Origin of the sequence: Citrobacter sedlakii NBRC 105722 (genome assembly GCF_000759835.1) — a bacterium.
Lineage (GTDB): Bacteria > Pseudomonadota > Gammaproteobacteria > Enterobacterales > Enterobacteriaceae > Citrobacter_A > Citrobacter_A sedlakii.
Window position 1 is genome coordinate 208099 of the sequence record NZ_BBNB01000012.1, and the last position, 16162, is coordinate 224260.

The 16162-nt window shown below is 53.8% G+C and carries 15 protein-coding genes; 4 read left to right on the forward strand and 11 right to left on the reverse strand.

What is annotated here, in order from left to right:
- The first annotated feature begins 29 nt into the window (after positions 1-29).
- Positions 30-1916 carry a hypothetical protein gene (locus CSE01S_RS16800; RefSeq protein ID WP_148365430.1) on the forward strand — a complete coding sequence of 629 codons (1887 nt, stop codon included), beginning with the start codon at positions 30-32 and terminating at the stop codon, positions 1914-1916.
- Positions 1900-3741 (forward strand): tetratricopeptide repeat protein, encoded by a 1842-nt coding sequence (locus CSE01S_RS16805; protein ID WP_148365432.1) that lies wholly within the window; start codon positions 1900-1902, stop codon positions 3739-3741. The genes CSE01S_RS16800 and CSE01S_RS16805 overlap by 17 nt, the downstream gene beginning before the upstream one ends.
- 40 nt (positions 3742-3781) lie before the next feature.
- Here CSE01S_RS16805 and cysM read toward each other — a convergent pair whose 3' ends face one another.
- The 7 genes from cysM to murR form a co-directional block, all read right to left on the reverse strand.
- The gene (cysM, locus tag CSE01S_RS16810) at positions 3782-4693 is read right to left on the reverse strand and encodes a cysteine synthase CysM (RefSeq protein ID WP_042290846.1); all 912 of its coding nucleotides are present in this window, start codon (positions 4691-4693) and stop codon (positions 3782-3784) included.
- A gap of 66 nt (positions 4694-4759) precedes the next feature.
- Positions 4760-5854, reverse strand: coding sequence for a sulfate/thiosulfate ABC transporter ATP-binding protein CysA (gene cysA, locus CSE01S_RS16815; protein ID WP_042290848.1), 1095 nt, complete (start codon positions 5852-5854; stop codon positions 4760-4762).
- Positions 5844-6719, reverse strand: a complete 876-nt coding sequence (cysW, locus tag CSE01S_RS16820) for a sulfate/thiosulfate ABC transporter permease CysW (protein WP_042290850.1) — start codon at positions 6717-6719, stop codon at positions 5844-5846. Before cysW ends, cysA begins: the two co-directional genes overlap by 11 nt.
- Positions 6719-7552 carry a sulfate/thiosulfate ABC transporter permease CysT gene (gene cysT / locus CSE01S_RS16825; RefSeq protein WP_042290851.1) on the reverse strand — a complete coding sequence of 278 codons (834 nt, stop codon included), beginning with the start codon at positions 7550-7552 and terminating at the stop codon, positions 6719-6721. The genes cysW and cysT overlap by 1 nt, the downstream gene beginning before the upstream one ends.
- Positions 7552-8568: a thiosulfate/sulfate ABC transporter substrate-binding protein CysP gene (cysP, locus tag CSE01S_RS16830; protein WP_042290852.1), complete on the reverse strand. Its 1017-nt coding sequence runs from the start codon at positions 8566-8568 to the stop codon at positions 7552-7554. The genes cysT and cysP overlap by 1 nt, the downstream gene beginning before the upstream one ends.
- Positions 8569-8721: 153 nt before the next feature.
- Positions 8722-9513 (reverse strand): SDR family oxidoreductase UcpA, encoded by a 792-nt coding sequence (gene ucpA, locus CSE01S_RS16835; protein WP_042290853.1) that lies wholly within the window; start codon positions 9511-9513, stop codon positions 8722-8724.
- A gap of 125 nt (positions 9514-9638) precedes the next feature.
- Positions 9639-10499, reverse strand: a complete 861-nt coding sequence (gene murR, locus CSE01S_RS16840; protein ID WP_042290854.1) for an HTH-type transcriptional regulator MurR — start codon at positions 10497-10499, stop codon at positions 9639-9641.
- Positions 10500-10756: 257 nt separating this feature from the next.
- On the opposite strand from murR, the gene murP reads away from it, so the two are divergent.
- Positions 10757-12190, forward strand: a complete 1434-nt coding sequence (murP, locus tag CSE01S_RS16845) for a PTS N-acetylmuramic acid transporter subunit IIBC (protein ID WP_042290856.1) — start codon at positions 10757-10759, stop codon at positions 12188-12190.
- A 3-nt stretch (positions 12191-12193) separates the two neighbouring features.
- Positions 12194-13492, forward strand: coding sequence for a penicillin binding protein PBP4B (pbp4b, locus tag CSE01S_RS16850; protein ID WP_042290858.1), 1299 nt, complete (start codon positions 12194-12196; stop codon positions 13490-13492).
- Between the two features lie 91 nt (positions 13493-13583).
- Here pbp4b and CSE01S_RS16855 read toward each other — a convergent pair whose 3' ends face one another.
- The 4 genes from CSE01S_RS16855 to CSE01S_RS16870 all read right to left on the reverse strand — a co-directional run bounded on the left by CSE01S_RS16855 (position 13584) and on the right by CSE01S_RS16870 (position 16075).
- On the reverse strand, positions 13584-14483 hold the full coding sequence (locus CSE01S_RS16855; RefSeq protein WP_042290859.1) for a Dyp-type peroxidase: 900 nt from the start codon (positions 14481-14483) through the stop codon (positions 13584-13586).
- Positions 14484-14578: 95 nt separating this feature from the next.
- The gene (locus tag CSE01S_RS16860) at positions 14579-15154 is read right to left on the reverse strand and encodes an RpoE-regulated lipoprotein (protein WP_042290861.1); all 576 of its coding nucleotides are present in this window, start codon (positions 15152-15154) and stop codon (positions 14579-14581) included.
- A 59-nt stretch (positions 15155-15213) separates the two neighbouring features.
- Positions 15214-15663: a DUF2919 domain-containing protein gene (locus tag CSE01S_RS16865; protein WP_042290863.1), complete on the reverse strand. Its 450-nt coding sequence runs from the start codon at positions 15661-15663 to the stop codon at positions 15214-15216.
- A complete protein-coding gene (locus CSE01S_RS16870) occupies positions 15650-16075 on the reverse strand; it encodes a GNAT family acetyltransferase (protein WP_042290864.1) in 426 nt (141 codons plus the stop codon). Before CSE01S_RS16870 ends, CSE01S_RS16865 begins: the two co-directional genes overlap by 14 nt.
- Positions 16076-16162: the final 87 nt, after the last annotated feature.

The following is a 16162-nucleotide window of genomic DNA, read 5'->3' on the forward strand; positions in this document are numbered from 1 at the left end:
AGTTTTACCATTGCCAAAGAGATAATGTCATGGCAAATACTTTATTGAAGTTTGTTTTACCTGTTTTATCATTAATGATAAGTCACAATGTGGTTGCCGCAGAAAATAATCGCTGTGATTTCTCTATCAGTCAGCAATCCCCTTCGACACAAATTACCTCACTGATGAATCAATTACCGGATGTGGTTAAAACCGGTAACAAAGAATCCGTCGGGAATTTCGTCGACAGCGTCTGGAATGAACTGCATGCATCCTGTGCTAATTTCGAAGACGCGAATGCGGTAGTATGGCGCCTCACGCAGGCGCTGGATGAAACCGCTCAGTATGAAAAAGCCATTGAATTAAATAAAAAAGCGGCAGAGGCGACCGCCAATGTTGATCAGCAACAGCGTTTTATTCGTAAAGCGACCACGCAAGCGATGCTGGCTGGTAAAGAAAGTGAAGCACAGCAGTTCATTAAAACGTATCTTTCCATCAAAAACCTCCTCGCTGAGATGTGGCAACTGGATGATGAGAATAATCAGTTAAATTATGCTCTTGCCCATCTGACGGTGCCGTTAACCGCCGGGCGCTGGACGCTGGCAAAAATATATTCTACCGGTCAACGTGATGGCGCGTCAGTGATTCGTTTTACTAACAATGGCGATGGGATCTATAACGTCGCAGACAACTATGTTTCCGCTGACATAACGCTCCACTACCGGGGATCTAATGACACTGAGCATTCAGTAAAAACAACGCAGATAAAACGACCCTGGCTTTATACAACAGCAGAGGATGCTGAGCTTTCGGCAAAATTACCCGATTTCCCAGGCGAAAATATTAAACAAATAAAATCAGCTCAACGTTATAGCGTCGCCGGGGATAGCGTGACGACGGCAATATGGCAAATAACGCGAGGATCGTGGGAAATGGCGGTTCAGGCAACATTTCAGACAGCGCACAGCGAAAATGCCCTTCAGCAACTGTCTTCACTGTTTACAAAAATAAAATGGCCGCAGGCAGACACGCTTCCCCCCATTCAGAAAGAACTGGATACACTGACAAAAACAACGTACCGTACCACGGCCGAATGGAATAACGCTGCCCGACAGGCAAACTTACTGCTTCCGGCGGCAAAATTCCCGCTTGAAAAAGCAAGAGTCAACGCCATTCTCGGTATCCATTCATACCGGCAAAATAAACTGGAGAAAGCCTGGTCATATCTTCAATATGCTCGCGCCGCTTATTCGCAAACCATAACGACTCAAACCGAAGATAACTATGGTTCGCAAGCGCTTCTGATGTACCTGACGGACATTGCTTACCGGACGAAAAAGAAGACCTATACCGAACTGGTGAAACAATCATTAAGGCATTCGCCAATGGATAGCCATTGGGTTTTTGATCCTGTTATCCCAGAAATATTCAACAAAAAAAGCCAGTTACGCTTTCCCTTTAACGTCGGCATTTTCCATGCCTCAGCATTCACGTATATCGAAGGAACCGTTGTTTATTCTGCAGCAAAATATGGCTATTCGACTGAGTTTTCCGCCGGGTTGACGGAGTTGTCTGAAGTCAATGTGCCGAACATTATCAAAGCTAAAGTCAAACGCCTTCAGGAAGAAGATCGACAAAAAATAACTATAGCGGACAAAGACCTGCATAAAACAACCTATCCCTTTAGTTTACAGGGACAGAAGAAAATGGCGACAAAGTGGTCGGTCAAATGGTACAGCGGTAGCGAAAAAACAGAAAAATCACTGATCTACTGGACGTTTCCTTACCAGAGCGGTTATGGCGCGATCCTTGCGGTGGTCGATAACAAGGACAACGCGGTATTGCCCGAGCTGGATAAATTTGCCAAACAACTGGCACAGTACTCTGCCCCTGCATCGTCGTCAGTTTCTGGAGAACGTAATGATGTTTCTAACTAACAGGCACGTTTTATTCGCTCTGGTTTGTTCCTTTGTCGCGCCAACGTTTGCCGCAGCCACCTCATCTCCTGTTGAACGATATGAACTGTGCCAAAAGCTACCCTATTACGACCAAGAGCAACAATATCTGATACGTCGCCAGCAACTCGACAGCTACAAGGAAGCAATGGGATTAATTCAGCAGGGAGATTTTATTACTGCACAGCGGGCGCTACTGTCCAGTCTGGAAAAAATGAAGGTAAGCTGTGACATTAACCACTATGAGTTGTCAGCAGAACTGGATACCCTGGCATGGCTGTTGGAAAAAAAACACCGCTACGCTGAAGCACAGAGCCTGTTCGAAAATGCGCTACCGCTGGCAGAATATGATGATTTCATTAAAGGATTTTTAATTTCTGCCGCTAAATATGCCTGGTTCGCAGAAAAACAAACGGATGCCATCCTTTTAATTAAACGTGTGTATTCCGGCGAAGGAGGTAAAAAAATCTCACCTGATCTTTGGCACATAGACGAAAAAAATAACCAACTGTCCTGGCGGGTGGCTAATATGCGCTTCCCTGTTATTAACGCAAAGAAATGGTTGCTGGTTGATATTGACTCGGGTGAAACCCGGGATTACCCGACAGACCTGACCTACATATTATCATCCGGTGGAAAAATTCGCTTCACGATGACCTATAATGAAGTCGAAAAAGAAGACTCAAGGGTATCACCTGAGGATAAAAACGTTGCGCCGCCCGTAACAGATATCGGCCAGATACCAGATTTCCCGGTGGATAAAAATCTCCAGCAGAAATTTGTTGTAGCAGCAGAGGAACAAATTTCCGTCACATGGAAAATTAAGCAAGGTGACTGGCGGGTCACCATAAAAGCGAAAATTCCTGAAAGCGACAGCCAGGCCGCAATAAAGTCGATTGCTGATTTGTTTGCACAGATTAAATGGGATAATCCGCCAAAACTCTATCACCAGCAAACGATGCGCTCGATTGAAGCTGAATTGTATCCTCTTGGGGTAGGACTGTCCGCGCCTGATGCTCCTGATGAGAACTGGGACAAAGCCAGGATCATCGCGCAGAAAGGGTTACAGATCGCCGCATTCCCGGCTGAATATCAAAAATTTTACAGCATTACAGGCCTCGCGGATTATCGTAAGGGAAAGTATGCCGATGCCAGTCAGGCGTTCGAAAAAGCGCGGGCGCAGTTCCCCTATACTCATAACGACTGGGATTACGAAAAAATTTTATTCTACTCAGCGCTCAGTGCATTACGTTTTGAAGAAGGGAAAGACGGTTATGAGCTTCTGGCGAAATATATCCAGGCAGCCGGCGTCATTGGCGATAGCCAGCAGTGGAGCGTAGACACCGCGCACGGGGCGATAAGAGAAAATAAAGATGATGGATTGATTTTTCCCTTACTCACTGCCCAGACAATACTGGAGTATGCAGGGACGGATTATCTCCTGTATTCCTCCGAAAAAAATCCAGACAGTTTCCTGGTTCAGATATTACCGTCAGATACGTCGCCAAAAGCATTTATCCTGCAGCGTCTGAAAATGGCGAAAGATCAGACGGAAGGCATTAAATTCGAGCACACCGCACAGGATATTTCAGGAAGTCAGAACAACGCCGTGCGTTGGGTCTTCCATAAAGAGGAATCCATCAGAGATTACCTGTCGCCGGATGACGGTGTTTACTGGTTTATTCCCTGGCAGGGAAAGACCATTGCTGTTTTTCCCAGAACGTATGACCGCAAAGCGCCTGCGGCAGAGAAAACGGATAACTTCGTTCGTGAACTGCTGACTGCTGATTTAAAAGAAAAAGCCTAATCTACGTCAAACCGGTCAGTGACACACTGACCGGCATTGGTTATATCCCCGCCCCCTGGCTGAAATGCTCTTCGCCAAACACACCCGTGGAAAGGTAACGATCGCCACGATCGCAGATAATCGCCACAACGACGGCGCCCGGTGTCGCCTGCGCCACACGAATCGCCCCGGCCACCGCGCCACCGGAACTGACACCGCAGAAAATCCCTTCCCGCACCGCCAGCTCGCGCATGGTGTTTTCCGCAGCCTGCTGATGAATATCCAGTACCTCGTCAACCAGCGAGGCGTTAAATATTCCCGGCATATATTCCGCAGGCCAACGGCGGATCCCCGGAATACTGCTGCCCTCTTCCGGTTGCAGGCCAACGATGGTGACAGGCTTCGCCTGCTCGCGCAGAAAACGCGACACGCCAGTGATTGTGCCGGTCGTGCCCATACTGGAGACAAAATGGGTGATGCGCCCGGCAGTTTGCTGCCAGATCTCCGGCCCGGTGGTGCTGTAATGCGCCAGCGGGTTATCAGGGTTGTTAAACTGATCGAGCAGTTTACCCTCTCCGCGTTCTGACATGGCTAACGCTAAGTCGCGCGCCCCTTCCATGCCCTGCTCTTTGCTGACCAGAATCAGCTCTGCGCCATAAGCGCGCATTGCCGCGCGTCGCTCCTGGCTCATGTTGTCCGGCATCAGCAGGGTCATGCGGTAGCCTTTCAGCGCGGCAATCATCGCCAGCGCAATCCCGGTATTTCCACTGGTTGCTTCAATGAGTACGTCGCCTGGTTTAATTTCCCCGCGCTTTTCCGCCTGCACGATCATCGATAGCGCAGCGCGATCTTTCACCGACCCGGCGGGATTGTTACCTTCCAGTTTGAGCCAGATTTCACTGCCGTTGTCCGGCCCCATCCGCTGCAATTTCACCAAAGGCGTATTGCCGATTGTTTGTTCTAGTGTGTTCACGTCTTTTGTCCAACTCAATGCCCGATGGCGCTACGCTTATCGGGCCTGGGTAAAATCATCCCGGGATTACGCTATTTCTGCCAATACCACATCTTCATGGCGCTCAATGCGCTGCTCGCCATTATACAGCCGGGCATTTTGCAGGCCGACAAACAGGCGTTCGCCGCGCGCCGGGGCATCGTCGCCCTGCATCACCACCGTCAGCGGTTCGTTATACCACCCCAGCGGCTGCACGACTAACTGGGTATAGTGGCCTTTCGGGCTGGCTTCGATCACCTGTACCGGCAATGGCGAGTCGAGACTGGTACGACGGCTAATGTCCACTTCCCACGGACGCAGGAACAGATCGACCGGCCCCTGATACGCAGGGGTATAACCCAGCGGCCAGCGGTGCGCGCCGACGTGGAACTGCGCGCCGCGAACAGTGCCCTGCAGTCGGTTCACCTCGCCCATAAACTCCAGCACGAAGCGGGTGGCCGGTTCGCGCCAGACCTGATCCGGCGCGTCGGCCTGTTCAATATGGCCCTGGCTCATCACCACCACCCGGTCCGCCACTTCGGTCGCTTCTTCCTGATCGTGGGTCACAAACACGCTGGTGAATTTCAGCTCTTCATGCAACTGACGCAGCCAGCGCCTGAGCTCTTTACGCACCTGGGCATCCAGCGCGCCGAAGGGTTCGTCGAGCAATAAAATTTGCGGCTCAACGGCGAGCGCGCGCGCCAGCGCCACCCGCTGTTTCTGCCCGCCGGAAAGTTGCGCCGGAAAACGATCCGCCAGGTGCGCAAGCTGCACCATTTCCAGCAGTTTGGTCACTTTCGTCTTGATAGCGGCCGCATTCGGTCGTTCACGACGCGGCAGCACCGTCAGGCCAAAAGCGATGTTGTCAAAGACGGTCATATGGCGAAACAGCGCGTAGTGCTGAAACACAAACCCGACCTTACGGTCGCGAGCATGCAGGCGGCTGACATCAGTGCCGTGAAAACGAATATGCCCGCTGGTCTGATGCTCAAGCCCGGCGATAATCCGCAGCAGTGTGGTTTTACCAGAGCCGGACGGCCCCAGTAGCGCCACCATCTGACCAGAAGGAATATCCAGCGAGATATCGTTCAGCACCTGGGTGCGACCAAAAGACTTCTTAATATTGGCAATCTCAATGCTCATGATGTTCCTCCTGTTGCGCGCGTTTTTCCTGATTCTCCAGGCGCCATTGCAACATGCTCTTTAAAAACAGGGTAATAATCGCCATCAGCGTCAGCAGCGCGGCGGCGGTAAAGGAGCCAACGGTGTTATAGTCCTGCTCCAACAGTTCAATCTGTAACGGCAGCGACAGCGTTTCGCCGCGAATCGAGCCGGACACCACCGACACCGCGCCAAATTCGCCAATCGCCCGGGCGTTGGTCAGTACCACGCCGTACAGCAGCGCCCAGCGGATATTGGGCAGCGTTACGCGGCGGAACATCTGCCAGCCGGAAGCGCCGAGCAAAATCGCCGCCTCGTCCTCCTGACTGCCCTGACTGAGCATCACCGGCACCAGTTCTCGCACCACAAACGGACAGGTGACAAAGATAGTGACCAGCACCATCCCCGGCCAGGAGAACATGATTTGCAGGTTATGCTCGTCCAGCCAGCCGCCCAGCGGGCCGTTGGAACCATAGAACAGCAGATACACCAGCCCGGCGACCACCGGCGATACCGCAAACGGAATATCCAGCAGCGTGAGCAAAAGCTGGCGACCGGGAAAGTTAAAACGCGTCACCAGCCAGGCCAGCAGAACGCCAAACACCAGGTTCACCGGCACCGCGATCAGCGCAATCAGCACCGTCAGCCAGATGGCATGGAGCATGTCCGGGTCAGATAAATTCTCGATAACCGGCATCAGCCCACGGCTGAACGCCTGTACGAAGATGTAAATCATCGGCACCAGCAAAATGAACGCTGAAACCAGCATACCGACGCCAATCAGAAACCATTTTCCCCAGTTAATGCGGGGAGCGTCATAACGCTTCAATTGAGTAACTTCCGCCATTAGTGACCTACCACGCGTCGGCCAAAGCGACTTTGCAGAGTGTTAATCGAAAACAGCAGTAGCAGCGAAGCCGCGAGGATCACCGAAGCGATCGCGCTGGCGGCGGGGTAATCAAATTCCTGCAACCGCACGAAAATCATCAGCGACGTCACTTCCGTTTTCCAGGCGATATTCCCGGCGATAAAAATCACCGCCCCGAACTCGCCGAGGCTGCGGGTAAAGGACAGGGCAACTCCCGCCACCAGCGCAGGCGACAGTTCCGGTAGCACGACTTTACGAAAACTTTGCAGACGCGTTGCGCCCAGCGTTTCCGCCGCTTCTTCATATTCCGGGCCCAGTTCTTCCAGCACCGGCTGCACGGTGCGTACCACAAACGGAATGCTGGTAAAGGCCATCGCCACCGCAATCCCCAGCCAGGTATACGTAACTTTGATGTCGACGCTCGCCAAAAACTGGCCGTAAAAACCATTGACTGAAAACAGTGAGGCCAGCGTCAAACCTGCGACAGCGGTTGGCAAGGCGAACGGCAGATCCATCAGCGCGTCCAGCAGCGTGCGACCCGGGAAACGGTAGCGGGTTAAGATCCACGCCATCAGCAGGCCAAATACGCCGTTAAAAATCGACGCCACGAACGCCGCCAGCAACGTCACTTTATAGGCTGCGACCACCTGTGGGTTAGTGATGACCTCCCAGTATTGCGCCCAGCTCATCTGCGAGAGCTGCATCACCAGCGCGCTCAGCGGCAACAGCAAAATCAGGCAGACGAACAGCAGGCTGGTGCCCAGGCTTAAGGTAAAGCCCGGCAGTACGCGTCTGGAGGAGACAGCAAACATTACTTACGCCCCGCCGCCAGCAGTTTGTCCAGTTCGCCGCCGCTGGCGAAATGGGTTTTCATGACATCCGGCCAGGCGCCAAACTTATCTTCCACGCGGAACAGTTCGGTCTGTGGGAATTGATCCTTCAGCTTATCCATGACTTCCGGGTTATTCACCCGGTAATAAAAACCGGTAATGATGGTCTGCGCCTGTGGGCTATACAGCCAGTTCAGGTACGCTTTCGCCGCTTTTTCCGTCCCGTTGGCTTGCACATTTTTATCGACCCACGCGACCGGGAATTCCGCCAGAATGTTGGTTTTCGGGATCACCACTTCAAAGCCCTGCGCTTCGTACTGTTTACGGATGTTGTTCACTTCGGACTCGAAGCTTATCAGCACATCGCCCAGCCCGCGTTCGGCGAACGTGGTGGTGGCGCCGCGTCCGCCGGTATCAAACACTTCGACGTTCTTCAGGAACTGAGTCATGAACTGCTCGGTTTTGGCTTTGTCGCCACCGTCAGCATTATCTGCCGCGCCCCAGGCCGCCAGATAGGTATAACGCGCGTTACCGGAGGTTTTGGGGTTTGGGAAGATCAGCTTCACGTCGGAACGCACGAGATCGTTCCAGTCCTGAATGTTTTTCGGGTTGCCTTTACGCACCAGGAAGCCCATCGTGGAATAGAATGGCGAGCTGTTGTTCGGCAAACGGCTCTGCCAGTCCGCCGGGATCAGCTTGCCTTTATCATGCAGGATCTGCACGTCAGTGACCTGGTTATAGGTGACCACATCAGCTTTTAACCCCTGCAGAATCGCCAGCGCCTGTTTTGAAGAACCGGCATGAGACTGTTTGATGGTCAGCTTGTCGCCGCCGTTATCTTTCGCCCACTGTTGTTCAAATGGCGGGTTAAGGGCGGCAAACAGCTCACGGGAAACGTCATAGGAGCTGTTAAGCAGTTCCGTCGCCTGCGCCTGCCCGACCAGCAACAGCGACGCAACCAGCGCCAGAGAGTTCTTTTTCAGTAAGTTAACGGCCATTGCGCACCCTTATAAAATTAATGACTTTCTAATAGCCATAATATTTATAACCAGTGTGAAAGGAGTAACGGTTTTATATACCGTTTGCTGATTTGAAAGTTGAAAAGGGAATAAGAGAACCCCTTCCGGTCAGCGGAAGGGGTGTAACGTCGGTCAGACGCCGACGCTGACGCTTTCCGGCAGCGTGCTGCCGCCGTCAATCACGTTTTGGGTGCCCGTGAGATAGCTGGACTCGTCGGAGGCCAGGAACGCCGCCAGTTCGCCCACTTCCAGCGGACAGGCCAGACGACGCAGTGGTATCGCCTTCGCCATTTCTGTCAGCACCGATTCCGGATCGTCCGCGTTGGACTGGCGGGCGATGCTTTCCGCCATTGGTGTACGTACGTAGCCCGGGCAAATGGCGTTCACGCGGATCCCCGATTGCGCAAATTCCACCGCCAGCGATTTGGTCAGGCCGACAATCGCCGCCTTCGACAACGCATAAGCAGTTTCACCCGGATCGGCCACCATATCGCCGGTCACCGAAGACATCATCACAATGCGGCCATCTTTACGTTTTACCATTTCCGGCAATACGGCTTTCGTGACGTTCCAGACGCCTTTAATGTTGACATCAATATGGAAGTCGCGATCTTCATCGCTCATCTCGAGGAAACCGCCGAGGCGACACACGCCCGCGTTGTTGACGAGGATATCGATGCGTCCTTCCACCTCTTTCGCTCGCTTGATCGCTGCGGCGACAGACGCAGGATCCGTTACATCCGCCACCACGGCTGTGCAGCGATGACCGCGTCCACCCAGTTCGTCCGCCAGCTTTTCAATCTCATCGGAGATATCCAGCAGGATTAAGTTCGCGCCGTGGCGAGCAAACACTCTGGCGATCCCTTCGCCAATGCCCTTCGATGCGCCCGTAATCAGTGCTGTTTTGCCCGTGAGTTTACCCATTTCAATGCTCTCCTTGTGAATATGAAGTCTTACACTCCATTAACAACGAAAATACATTAAAAACAGATAAGTGCTGAGGAACAGCTCACTAATTAAGGTAAATCTTAGGAAAAAATGCGCCGGAATCAATCCCGGAGCAGATTAATCAACTCACTGCTGCGTTCGATCATTCGTAATGACTCGACATCATTGCGCTGTACCAACCCGACAAAGAGCAGGTCGGTGACCGAGTTCTGGGCGGTACGCGTCGACATAGATGAACTGCGCCATGCCTTCTCACTCGAAACCGTGTCCAGCGTGTAATGCGCCAGCCGGCGCAGCGGGGAATCAGCAAGCGAAGTAATGGCAATCACCGTCGCCCCCCGTTCGCGCGCCGCTTGCGCGCACAGTACGATCTCCTTTTTGGCGCCGCTGTAGGAGATCGCCAGTTGCACATCGCCCTTCTGCAACGCCTGCGCAACCGTCACCTGCACATGCGTATCCGCTTCACAGGCCACGCGATAGCCAATCTTCATCAGTTTAAACGACAGATCGCGTCCCACCAGCGCCGACCCGCCCAGTCCGGTTATCTGAATAAACCCGGCGCGACTGATGGTTTCAATCACCTGTTTCAGCCGGACGAAATCCATCAGGCCACTGGTCTCTTCCAGGGCGGATAATTTTTCGCGATTCAGCTTACGGGCAATGACCTCCAGGCTGTCTTCGCTGGTGATTGAGCTGTGCAGATGTAGCGCTTTATCCTGCTTTTTTTCGCGCCTGGCGCTGTTTTCTTCAATCAGCGCCATTCGTAATTCAGTAAACCCCTTCGCCCCCAGCTTTTGGGCAAATTTGACAATACTCGACTGGCTAACCTGCAACTGCTTCGCGAGCTGACGGGAGGAGACGGTTTTTAGCTCGTTGAGATGAGCCAACAGAAATTCAGCGATTTTGCGTTCATTGTCGGTAAATTCTGCTTCAGCGCTGCGTATTTTCGCCAGAAAAAACATGTCGTCTTACTCTCCCCTGTTAACGGATTTCTCAATTCTACCGCCTGCCCGGCAGGATACCCGATTGTTTACCAGAGTATGACTACCCTCACATTCTTCACACGGTAATTCAACGATTCCATTGCGATGTAAAACAGAGAATATATGATTCCATTCATTTTCCATAGTAGCAGCCCCGTTAAGCTGTAAAGTTTGTGGCGCTCTCGACAAAATGGCGGCGGTAGCATTCACCCGGGACCGGAGAAGGAATAAAGCGAATGGCAAAAGAAATCAGCGTTGATCTCCTGCAGGCAATCCTCTCCCGGGTTGGCGGAGCGGAAAACATTGCCCGGTGCGGAAACTGCATGACGCGTTTACGCCTGACGGTACATGACAGTCGTCTGGTTGACGCCAGCATCAAAACGCTGGAAGGCATTAAAGGCGTGGTGCTGTCGGATAATCAGGTTCAGGTCATTTTTGGCCCCGGCAAAGCGCAGCGGGCAGCGGATGCCATGAATGCCCTCCTTGAATACAGCGGCCCTGCCGTTACGGCTGGCGCGGCGGAGATTGCCGCAAACACCAAAAAGCAGATCAAAGCGAAACAGACCTCCGGCATTCAGCAGTTCCTCGCCAGGTTTGCCACCATCTTTACGCCGCTGATCCCCGGTTTTATTGCCGCAGGCCTGCTGCTGGGGATTGCCACACTTCTTGCTACGGTGCTGCACGTGCCGGCAGATGCGCAGGGCGCCTTGCCCGACGCGCTGAACTTTATGAAGGTCTTCAGTAAAGGACTTTTCACCTTCCTGGTGATCCTGATTGGCTATAACGCCGCACAGGCCTTTGGTGGAACGGGCGTAAACGGCGCCATCATCGCCTCACTGTTTCTGCTCGGCTATAACCCCGCCGCGACCACCGGTTATTACGCAGGCATTGAGGATTTCTTTGGCCTGACAATCGATCCTCGCGGGAACATAATCGGCGTACTGATTGCGGCATGGGCAAGTGCGCGAATTGAGAACGTCATTCGCCGCTTTATGCCGGACGATCTCGATATGCTTCTGACCGCCACGCTGACCTTACTGGTCACCGCCGCGCTGGCCTACCTGGTGATTATGCCGCTCGGCGGCTGGCTGTTCGAAGGAATGTCCTGGCTGTTTATCCACCTCAACAGTAACCCGTTAGGCTGCGCCGTGCTGGCGGGGCTGTTTCTGGTTGCGGTGGTGTTTGGCGTCCATCAGGGGTTTATTCCGGTTTATCTGGCGTTAATGAGCAGCCAGGGGTTCAACAGCCTGTTCCCTATCCTTTCTATGGCGGGCGCGGGTCAGGTCGGCGCGGCGCTGGCGCTCTACTGGCGCGCGGAAAAACACAGCGCCATCCGCAGCCAGATCCGCGGAGCGATAATCCCCGGGCTGCTCGGCGTCGGTGAGCCGCTTATTTACGGCGTGACGCTGCCGCGAATGAAACCGTTTATTTCCGCCTGTCTGGGCGGCGCCGCAGGCGGGCTGTTTATCGGTCTGGTGGCCTGGTCAGGTTTGCCTATGGGGCTGAACAGCGCATTCGGTCCGTCAGGGCTGGTGGCCTTGCCTTTAATGACCTCTGCGCAAGGGATCCTGCCAGCCATGGCGGTGTACGCCGGGGGGATGCTGGTGGCTTACGTTGGCGGCTTTATTTTTACCGCGCTGTTTGGCTGCCGTAATGTCAATCTGGACTAAATTATGCGTAAACGTTTTCTGCTTATGTCCGCGCTGGCCCTGAGTTTTAGCCTTAGCGCAACCCCATTTCCGGTCCTTACGGAAAGTACGCCTGAAAAAGTCGGAATGGATACTGAACGTCTGAACAGGCTGGATAACTGGATAGCGCAACAGGTGGCGGCAGGCTATCCCGGGGTGAACCTGCTCATCGTGAAAGACAACCATATTGTCTATCGCAAGGCGTGGGGCGACGCCAAAAAATACGACGGTCATGTTCTGATGCCTCAGCCTATCAGGGCGACCACGGATACCCTGTACGACCTCGCCTCCAACACCAAAATGTACGCCACTAACTTTGCGCTGCAAAAGCTGATGTCAGAGGGCAAACTGCATCCGGACGATCTCGTCTCGACATACATTCCTGGTTTTGCCGATGCGCCAGAAGATGTGATTAAAGGGAAGAATGCGTTACGGATTGCGGACCTGCTGCATCACACCGGCGGCTTCCCTGCTGACCCGCAGTATCCAAACCAGGCCGTCGCCGGGAAACTGTACTCGCAGGATAAGGCCACGACGCTGGCGATGATCAAACGTACACCGCTGGAATACCGCCCCGGCACGAAGCATATTTACAGCGACGTCGACTATATGTTGTTGGGCTTTATCGTCGAGTCCATCACCGACCAGCCTCTCGACCACTATGTCGAAAACGCCATTTATCGTCCGCTGGGTTTAAGCCATACGGTGTTTAATCCCCTTCAGAAAGGCTTTCGTCCACCGCAGATCGCCGCGACGGAGCTGAACGGCAACACCCGTGATGGCGTGATTCATTTCCCGCACATTCGCACCACGACGTTATGGGGCGAAGTGCACGATGAAAAAGCCTACTACTCGATGGGAGGGGTCTCCGGCCACGCGGGACTGTTTTCCACCACCGGCGATCTCGCCGTACTGATGCAAACCATGCTCAACGGCGGCGGCTACGGCAACGTCAGATTGTTCAGCCCGGAGACGGTGAAAATGTTTACCCAACGCTCGGCGCAGGACGCCACGTTCGGCCTGGGCTGGCGGGTTAACGGGAATGCCAGCATGACGCCAACATTTGGCGCGTTGGCCAGTGCGCAGGCCTACGGTCACACAGGCTGGACGGGGACGCTTACCGTTATCGATCCGGTAAACCATCTGGCCATTGTGATGTTGAGCAATAAACCTCATTCACCGGTTGCCGATCCCCAAACGAATCCGAACCTGTTCAAGAGTGGACTGCTGCCGATGGCGACATATGGGTGGGTAGTGGATCAGGTCTACGCGGCGATAAAATGACCGCATCGTGCCGGATAAGGGTTCAAACAACGCCTTATCCGGCACGGCTTTCCTGATGGCGTTACGCTTATCAGGTTACAGGTTGATTCGCTTACAGCGCCAGCAGGCGATCCCGTGATGGGGCAAAGTAATAGCCGCCAGTCACCGGTTTGGTGAAGCGCAGCATCGCGTCACGTTTACCGTCGGTGTCACCGAACATGCTCAGCAACTGCTGCTCAATGTTATGCAGACGCGCGCAGTAAGCGCAGAAGTACAGGCCATGAGTGCCGCTCGCGGTGCCGTAAGGCAGACTCTGGCGAACAATTTTCAGCCCTTTACCGTCTTCTTTAAGATCGACACGGCTCAGATGAGAGGTCGCCGGACGCGCGTCGCCGTCGATCTCTTCATTCGCGTCTTTCGTGCGGCCAATCATCATTTCCTGATCGTGAACGCTCATGCGGTTGAGCTGCTTCAGGTTATGTTCCCAACGCTGAACGAACACATAGCTGCCGCCTGCATCCACACCGTCTTTAATGACCGCCACTTCACGACGCGTTTCTTCACCCGCCGGGTTTTCGGTACCGTCAACAAAACCACTGAGATCGCGCTCCTCCACCCAGCGGAAGCCATGGATTTCTTCCTGAACGTCAACGCAGTCGCCAAAGGCCTCCATCGCCGCCTGGGCTACGGAGAAATTCACATCGTGACGCAGGGAAAGAATGTGGATCAGGACGTCATACTGGGTGGCCGGTGCGAGTCCCTTACCGTAAGGGATGAAATTTTTCAGCTCTTCGGCCCCGACGCCGCCGCTCAGCGCACGCCAGGTGTCGTGTCCAAAAGCCACGACCGCGCCCAGATGCGCCTCGGGAAATTTCGCTTCAAACGTCGCCAGCTTATCGGCGAAGACTTTGCTGGCGCTGCGCAGTGCGTCAACGTCGCCTTTAACATTCGCTTCAATCCAAATCGCGGCGCGGCAATGTTCTGGCAAAATGCCACTCTGAACCTGAGACATCATTCCTCCTGGAAAATGAGAATGCCACGCGGTCGTGGCATTGATGGAGGCTATTTTACCCTGTTTTTACGCGCAGCGGTTTGTTCAGACGCAAATTAACGACGCCAGATTATCTTGCTGACTTTCCATTCTTTAAGCGTGTCATCAGACGGCATTAAGCCTTCCGGCCCATGCCATTCGCCGGAAAAGAGATAGCTAATATGCTGACTGCCTTGCGCTTTACACTCCACCGCGACGCGGTCGTCATCAGTGGCTGGCTGGCAGTTGCCAAAGGCTTTGCTGTAGAGATCGCTAAACGGCGTGCCCACGTCGACCCCGGCTTCGGAAGGAATGTCGCTGTCGAGAACATCGATGCGGCTAAGGGTGCCTTGTTCGCCATTAATGACCATCGCCACCTTGTCGTCCTTCATGGCTTCAAAAAAGCGCACGACGTTGCCGTTGGCGATTTTCATTCCGCTGCGCAGGCGATAATCCCCGTCCAGCGCGTCGGCTATCGCCTGTTCATTAAGCGGCGTGGCGGCAGTTAATGCGCCAACGCCCTGCTCGGTCACCTCCGTCGAGGAGCCAAACCAGTTCCACGGATTCGCCGCAGACCAGTTTACGGACGAGAGCGTCGAACACCCGGTCAGCGCCAGCGGCATCGCACATAACATCAAACGCAGCGATTTCATCACACTTCCTTCTTTATTCATCATCGTTGCTTGGAGTCCCGGTTCGCCAAAAAGTGCCGTTATTCTTTTTCAAGGGTGAAGCAGGCGCGTAACCGACGATGGGAGATCAGCCAGATCAACGCCACGACATCCGCCACCACCAGCGCCAGACTGACGCCGTTAACCGCTTCCCCTTGCAGCCATAGCACAAGCTGCCAGCCCAGCAGTACCGCCTGCGCCAGGACCAGTGCCGCGTAAAGCCCTCGCCAGATCGCAGGAAAAGCGTAGCGCCGCCCGCTAAGAAGGAAAGCCAGCACCGCCGGGACGCCAGGCAGCAATCCAAGCCAGAAATTATCGTGATCGGGATAAAACAAATTCAGCAGCGTATTGCCCTGTTCCCGGGAGGAACCGGCAATCACAAACAGCACCCAGGTTCGGGCCTGCAGCAACAATACCAGCCAGAACAGCGCAGGCAGGCGCAAATGGCCATGCGCGTCGTAATCAGCAGGATGAAACTCAGTATTCTTCATCTTCGATCAGGCGCTTGCCCAAACAGAGCACGTCCGCATGTTCATAGCCCAGCCGTTCATACATGCCGAGCACCACGTCGTTATCCTCGCGCACCATGATCTGCACCTTTGGACAACCACGCGCAATGAGCTTCTTTTCCAGCCGGTTGAGCAGCGCGTTGGCGATACCACGTCCCCGGAACTCCGGGTGCACGCCAAGATAATAAGCGGATCCGCGATGGCCGTCGTATCCCCCCATCACCGTCCCGACCACCTCGCCGCTGACTTCAGCCACGAGGAACAGGCTGACATCATGATTGAGCTTACGCTCAATATCCATTTCAGGATCGTTCCACGGACGCAGCAGATCGCAGCGCTCCCAAAGGGTGATCACCTCTTCGAAATCTTCCTGGCGAAAAACGCGTATCTCCATGGTATTTGCCGCCTTTTCGGGTCTAAAAACCAAGATTATGGCGCAAAGCGTTAATTCAGCCAATATCTGACGCGAAGCGGTGAAAAA

Excerpts from the sequence above, each read along its gene's own strand:
- CSE01S_RS16800 (WP_148365430.1), top strand. The coding sequence starts at position 30 with ATGGCAAATACTTTATTGAAGTTTGTTTTACCTGTTTTATCATTAATG.
- CSE01S_RS16805 (WP_148365432.1), top strand. The coding sequence starts at position 1,900 with ATGATGTTTCTAACTAACAGGCACGTTTTATTCGCTCTGGTTTGTTCC.
- cysA (WP_042290848.1), bottom strand. The coding sequence starts at position 5,854 with ATGAGCATTGAGATTGCCAATATTAAGAAGTCTTTTGGTCGCACCCAG.
- cysW (WP_042290850.1), bottom strand. The coding sequence starts at position 6,719 with ATGGCGGAAGTTACTCAATTGAAGCGTTATGACGCTCCCCGCATTAAC.
- cysT (WP_042290851.1), bottom strand. The coding sequence starts at position 7,552 with ATGTTTGCTGTCTCCTCCAGACGCGTACTGCCGGGCTTTACCTTAAGC.
- cysP (WP_042290852.1), bottom strand. The coding sequence starts at position 8,568 with ATGGCCGTTAACTTACTGAAAAAGAACTCTCTGGCGCTGGTTGCGTCG.
- ucpA (WP_042290853.1), bottom strand. The coding sequence starts at position 9,513 with ATGGGTAAACTCACGGGCAAAACAGCACTGATTACGGGCGCATCGAAG.
- murR (WP_042290854.1), bottom strand. The coding sequence starts at position 10,499 with ATGTTTTTTCTGGCGAAAATACGCAGCGCTGAAGCAGAATTTACCGAC.
- murP (WP_042290856.1), top strand. The coding sequence starts at position 10,757 with ATGGCAAAAGAAATCAGCGTTGATCTCCTGCAGGCAATCCTCTCCCGG.
- pbp4b (WP_042290858.1), top strand. The coding sequence starts at position 12,194 with ATGCGTAAACGTTTTCTGCTTATGTCCGCGCTGGCCCTGAGTTTTAGC.
- CSE01S_RS16855 (WP_042290859.1), bottom strand. The coding sequence starts at position 14,483 with ATGTCTCAGGTTCAGAGTGGCATTTTGCCAGAACATTGCCGCGCCGCG.
- CSE01S_RS16860 (WP_042290861.1), bottom strand. The coding sequence starts at position 15,154 with ATGAAATCGCTGCGTTTGATGTTATGTGCGATGCCGCTGGCGCTGACC.
- CSE01S_RS16865 (WP_042290863.1), bottom strand. The coding sequence starts at position 15,663 with ATGAAGAATACTGAGTTTCATCCTGCTGATTACGACGCGCATGGCCAT.
- CSE01S_RS16870 (WP_042290864.1), bottom strand. The coding sequence starts at position 16,075 with ATGGAGATACGCGTTTTTCGCCAGGAAGATTTCGAAGAGGTGATCACC.